General features: G+C 70.2%; 6 protein-coding genes and 1 pseudogene (1 of these 7 only partly in view). 5 read left to right on the forward strand and 2 right to left on the reverse strand.

Translation table 11 applies throughout. The annotated features are described in order from the left end of the window. A pseudogene (locus tag QZV94_RS19765) lies at window positions 1-540 on the reverse strand (FecR domain-containing protein) (it extends 447 nt beyond the left edge of the window). 55 nt (window positions 541-595) lie between these two features. After that, on the reverse strand, window positions 596-1,123 hold the full coding sequence (locus QZV94_RS19770) for an RNA polymerase sigma factor (RefSeq protein ID WP_293680845.1): 528 nt from the start codon (window positions 1,121-1,123) through the stop codon (window positions 596-598). A 225-nt stretch (window positions 1,124-1,348) separates the two neighbouring features. Here QZV94_RS19770 and QZV94_RS19775 point away from each other — a divergent pair, with 225 nt between their 5' ends. From QZV94_RS19775 to QZV94_RS19795, 5 genes are all read left to right on the forward strand, one after another. Beyond that, a complete protein-coding gene (locus tag QZV94_RS19775) occupies window positions 1,349-1,963 on the forward strand; it encodes a thermostable hemolysin (protein ID WP_293680847.1) in 615 nt (204 codons plus the stop codon). A 5-nt stretch (window positions 1,964-1,968) separates the two neighbouring features. Next, a complete protein-coding gene (locus QZV94_RS19780) occupies window positions 1,969-3,414 on the forward strand; it encodes an AMP-binding protein (protein ID WP_293680859.1) in 1,446 nt (481 codons plus the stop codon). Window positions 3,415-3,424: 10 nt separating this feature from the next. Then, window positions 3,425-4,096 (forward strand): iron-containing redox enzyme family protein, encoded by a 672-nt coding sequence (locus tag QZV94_RS19785; protein ID WP_293680850.1) that lies wholly within the window; start codon window positions 3,425-3,427, stop codon window positions 4,094-4,096. Further along, the gene (locus QZV94_RS19790) at window positions 4,086-4,841 is read left to right on the forward strand and encodes an SDR family NAD(P)-dependent oxidoreductase (RefSeq protein ID WP_293680853.1); all 756 of its coding nucleotides are present in this window, start codon (window positions 4,086-4,088) and stop codon (window positions 4,839-4,841) included. Before QZV94_RS19785 ends, QZV94_RS19790 begins: the two co-directional genes overlap by 11 nt. A gap of 16 nt (window positions 4,842-4,857) precedes the next feature. Further along, a partial coding sequence (locus tag QZV94_RS19795) for a tetratricopeptide repeat protein (protein WP_293680856.1) occupies window positions 4,858-5,504 on the forward strand: 647 nt, incomplete at its 3' end.

Raw genomic sequence — 5,504 nt, forward strand, 5'->3', positions numbered from 1 at the left:
GACGCGGATCTCCCGGTCTCCGGCCCGGATCAGGAACGGGCGCCCCGGGTCCTTGGCGACGTCGAAGACCGCCTCGGCATCGGCCATCACCACCCGGCGCTCGGTCCGTCCCATCCGGGCCGTCAGGTGCGACCGGCCGTTCAGGGTGATGCGACTGCCGTCCGAAAGTGCGATGACGCGCGGCGCTCCGGGCGCCGTGTCGAAGACCTGGGATCGGGGCGCCTGTGTCCAGAGCGCCGTTCCGAGGAAGAGTACGGCGAGAAGGCTGGCTGCGATGGCGCCGAGCCACGCCACCGAACGGCCCGCCGGTCGGGGCTTGAATGCCACCACCTTGGCGGCGGGGGACACTTGGTCGAGGTCGGACCACATCTCCTCCACCGCTTCATAGGCCCGAAGATGCTCGGGCGACTGGGCGAGCCACGCCTCAAAGGCCAGCCAGTCGTCGCCACCTGCCGCGTCCGACGACAGCCGGACGTGCCAGGCGACGGCGCGGTCGCGCACGGTCCCTTCGGTCTCCAAGTTGTCGGTGGGCTCGCTCATGTCGTGACGAAAGGCTCCTGAGGGTTAGACGACGCCGCACCGGCCGGTCCGCAATTCATCGCTCCACCTCGTCCATCAAGGTGCGTAACGCCGACATGATGTACTTCTCGACGGAACTCCGGGACACGCCCAGCCGCTGGGCGACCTCGGCGTGGCTCAGGCCGTCGAATTTGTGCAGCCGGAAGGCCGCCGCCACCTGGGGCTGCAGACGCTCGATGCCCCTCAACAACCGCTCCAGACGTTGCCGCGCGGCGATCACTTCGTCTGCTGGCGGATCGGAAGCAGCGGGCTCGGCCGCCTCGCCGACGCTCTCGCGGTTCCAGCGGTCCTCGCGGGCGACCTGGCGCCGCTGCTGCTTTAGCCGGTCCAGCATGAGGTTGGACCCGATCCTGTAGAGGAACGCCTCGGCGCTTCTCAGCCCATCGGGGAAGTCCATCCCGCTGATCTTGAGGAACAGGTCCTGCACCAGATCCTCGGCCGTCGCCGCCGACCCGGTCCGCAGGGTGAAAAAGCGGACGAGGTCGGGCCGCTTGCGCAGGTAGGCGGCGATCAGTGGCGGATCGGCCATGTGGTCGCGACGCATTCCCGGCTGAGGACGTAGCAGGACTGTTCCGGCATTTGCGTCGGCGACGCAATCGACGAGGTGGCGGCGGGCTCCCAAAGAAACTTCCGGAGGCGATTGAGGAGGTCGCACGGCGGCGGCGTCAGATCATCGGGGGCCGATATCTGGAGGCCAGAGTTGAGCGAACCGTTGCGTACATCCGAGCCGCCGCATTTCGACGCCGCGCCCCTCCGCGAGAGGACGCGAATGGTGGTCGCCGATCCCTCCCACCCACGCCGGGCGGGTGTCGAGCGCTACATCGAGGCGCGTTTCGACAAGGCGTTCGGCGCCCGCGTCCTGAGCCATTATCCCACCCTGACCGGCCTGTGCGGGCCCGAAGGATCGGTGCTGGCCGCGGCGGGCGTCCGCTTCGCCGAAACCGAGCCCCTGTTTCTGGAACGGTACCTGGACGGCCCGGTCGAGCGGGTTATCGCCGAAGCCTTCGAGCGCCCTGTAGCCCGCGACAGCGTCGTCGAGATCGGGTCGTTCGCGTCGGACACGCCGGCCGCGTCGCTGCAGCTATTCCATGCGCTCGCCGCTTGGTTGGGGTCGAGTTGCGGACGACGCTTCGCCGTCGCCACCGCGCGCCCCGACCTGCAGCGGCTGCTGGGCCGCGCGGGCTTTGACCTGCGATCCCTGGTCGACGCTGACCCGGCTTGCCTAGGCGAAGGCGCACGGGACTGGGGGACCTATTACGACCGCAGCCCCAGGGTGTTCGCCGCCGAGATCGGCGCCTCCGCGGTCCTGCCACAGCTTCGGCGACGTCTGCGCGCTAGGTCGATGGCCCGGGCCGTCCGCCGCATGCCTTCGGTGACCCTTTGAGCCGGGTGCTGGCGGCGGTCGCCGACCACGCGCGGACCTCGCCCGACGCCATAGCCTTGGTCGGCGGCGATGCCACCTTCACATGGACCGATCTCCAACGGGAGGTCGGTCGGGCGCGGACCTGGCTCGAGACGCGGCTCGCCGCAGCTCCGTCCGGCGCACCTGTCGGCGTCGCTTTGGACAACGGACCGGCGTGGGTGGTCGTGGACCTTGCGCTGATGGCGCTGGGCCGGCCCAGCGTTCCATTGCCGCCGTTCTTCACGCCCGAGCAGCGCGGCCTAGCCCTGGCCGACGCCGGCGCGTGCCTGTTGGTCCGCCCCGCCGCAGGGGCCCGCGACGACTTCGCCCTGGCCGGCGCAGGGCTCGCCGCCGACGGCCTTGCCCTCCCGCCACGGACGCTGCACCCGGGAACCGCCAAGGTGACCTACACATCCGGGTCCACCGGCGCGCCCAAGGGAGTCTGCCTGTCCCTGGCGCAGATGGAGGCCGTCGCCGCCTCTCTGGTGGAGGTCATCGGACGAGAGTTCGCAGGCCGGCATCTGGCGGTTCTGCCGCTCGGCGTGCTGCTGGAGAATGTCGCTGGGCTCTACCCCACCTTGCTGGCCGGCGGGTGCTATGAGGCGCGCGGGCTGATCGACCTGGGCTTCGCGGACGGCCTTCGACCGGACATCGCCCGCCTTGCGGACGTGGTGCGGGCGAGCGACGCCAGCAGCCTCATCCTCGTCCCGGAACTGCTGCGCGCACTGACGGCGTATCTCGCGGGCACGGGGCAGCGTCTGCCGGCGCTGAAGCTCGTGGCCGTCGGCGGCGCCAAAGTCGCCCCGCAGCTCATCGCCGCGGCGCGGGCTGTCGGCATTCCGGCCTATGAAGGCTACGGCCTCAGCGAGTGCGCCTCGGTGGTCGCCCTCAACACCCCTCACGCGGACCGGCCCGGTACAGTCGGTCGGGTCCTGCCGCACCTATCCCTGACGATCGCGCGGGATGGCGAAGTGATCGTCGGTCCGGCCCCCTTCCTGGGCTACGTCGGAAGCCCTCCGCAGCTCGGAGCTCTGCCGACCGGCGACGTCGGCGCGATCGACGGGGACGGCTTCCTTTCCATCACGGGCCGCAAGTCGAACCTGATCATCACCGCCTTCGGTCGCAACGTGGCGCCGGAGTGGGTGGAGAGCGAACTCCTGGCCCAGCCGGAGATTGCCCAGGCGGCCGTGTTCGGCGAGGGCGCAGCCGAGCTCTGCGCCCTGGTCGTGCCGTCGCGCGCCGACCTTACGGTCGCCGCGCTGCAGGCGGCCGTGGGCAGGGCGAACAGCGGCTTGCCGGCCTACGCCCAGGTCGCCCGCTGGCAGGGCTCCCCGCCCTTCGATCCCAAGCGCGGCGAACTGACCGGCAACGGGCGGCCCCGCCGCGCCGCCCTGCGCCAAACGCACCAAGCCTTCATCGACCAACAGACCTGAGGCGATGCCGATGTCCTTCTTCGAACGGCTTGAGCGGGAAACCTCCGCCGAGCGCCTGGCCCTCTATTCCGTGCCGCAACTCGTGGACGGCGTGTCGGGCCGGATCACCCGCGAGACCTATCTCGCCTACCTGGCCGAGGCCTTCCATCACGTGAGCCAGACCGTGCCGCTGCTCACCGCCGCCCGCGACCGGATGGATGCCGACCACGCGCACTTTCGCGCCGCCCTCGACGAGTACATCGCCGAAGAAACCGGCCACGAGGCATGGATCCTGAACGACATCGCTCGCGCCGGCGGCGACGCCGAGGCTGTCCGCACCGGCGCGCCCCGCCCGGCCACCGAAGTGATGGTGGCCTACGCCCACGACTACGTCGCCCGGATCAATCCGATGGGGATGTTCGGCATGGTCTACGTCCTGGAGGGCACGAGTATCGCGCTGGCCACCCACGGCGCCGGCGCGGTGGCCAAGGCGTTGGGTCTCGGGCCGGAGTGCTTCAGCTACCTGTCGTCCCACGGGTCGCTCGACCAGGAGCACATGAAGTTCTTCGCGGCGCTGATGGACGAGGTCCAGGCGCCCGAGGACCAGGCCGCGATCCTGCACGTGGCCAGACGCATCTTCGCGCTGTTCGCCGACATGTTCCGCTCCATTCCCCACGAAACGAGGCTCGCCCATGCGGTTTGAGGGTCAACGCATCGCCGTCACCGGCGGCGCCGGAGAGATCGGAGGCCGGATCGTCCAGCAGCTTGTCCGCGAAGGGGGCGCCGTGAGCGTCCTCGACCGCCAGGCGCCCAGCGGACTCCAGGCCCGCCACATCGCGTGCGACCTCGCCGACCCGGCGGGCCTCGAGGCGGTGGCCGGCGCCCTGGCCGCGGAGCCCTGGGACGTGCTGATCAACCTGGCGGGCGTCCAGTATTTCGGGCCCGCCGAGGAGGAGACGCCGGTAAGCCTGCGCCGGACCCTGGCGATCAACCTCCTGGCTCCCATGCGCCTGGCCCAGGCCGTCACCCCCGGCATGCGGGCGCGCGGGCGCGGCCAGATCGTCAACATCGGATCGATCTTCGGCTCAATCAACTTCGCCCACTTCGCCAGTTATTCCAGCTCCAAGGCCGGCCTCCGGGCCTTCAGCCAGGCCCTTCGCCGGGAGCTGGCCGGTTCCGGCGTGGGGGTGACCTACGTCGCGCCGCGCGCAGTTCGGACCGCCTTCAATAGCGCCAAGGTTCTGGAGTTCGCGGCGCTGACGAAGATGGCCATGGACCCACCCGACGAGGTCGCCGCCCGCATCGTCGAGGCCGTCGCCCGGCGTCGGCGAGACGTCTATCTCGGATTTCCGGAGGCCTTCTTCGTGCGCCTCAACGCCCTCTTCCCCGCCGTCGTCGACCGCGCCCTGGCCCCGGCCGATCGGCGCGTCGCCCGGCTCTTCGCCTGACCCCAAGGACTCGATCATGCGCAAATCGCTCATCGCCTTCGCCATCGCGGCATCGGCCATTTCGTCCACGCCGGCGTTCGCCCAGCCGGCCGGCCTGGACGGCCGTATCGACGCCCTCGCCCGAACCTGGGACCACGCGAACTACGAGACACAGGGGCAGGCCAAGGTCAGCCAGCTCGCCGCCATCGTCGCCCAGGCAGATGCGCTGGCACGGCAATACCCCGGGCGCGCTGAGCCGCTGATCTGGAAGGGGATCGCACTGAGCACGGAGGCCGGAGCCAAGGGCGGCATGGGCGCACTGGGCCTCGCCAAGGAGGCCAAGGCCAACCTCGAACAGGCCGAGAAGATCGATCCCAAAGCGCTGAACGGCTCGGTCTATACGAGCCTCGGATCGCTCTACTATCAGGTGCCGGGCTTCCCCGTCGGCTTCGGCGACAAGTCCAAGGCCCGCGCCTACCTCAAGAGAGCGCTGGCGGCCAATCCGAACGGGGTGGATTCCAACTACTTCTACGCGGACTTCATGTTCCACGAAGGCCAGTACGGCGAGGCCGAACGCGCCCTGCAGAAGGCCCTGAACGCGCCGGCGCGCCCCGGCCGTGAGGTGGCGGACCGCGGCCGCCATGCCGAGGCGGTCGCCCTCCTGGCCAAAGTCCGCGCCAAGCA

The sequence above is a fragment of the uncultured Phenylobacterium sp. genome, assembly GCF_902826855.1.
Lineage (GTDB): Bacteria > Pseudomonadota > Alphaproteobacteria > Caulobacterales > Caulobacteraceae > Phenylobacterium.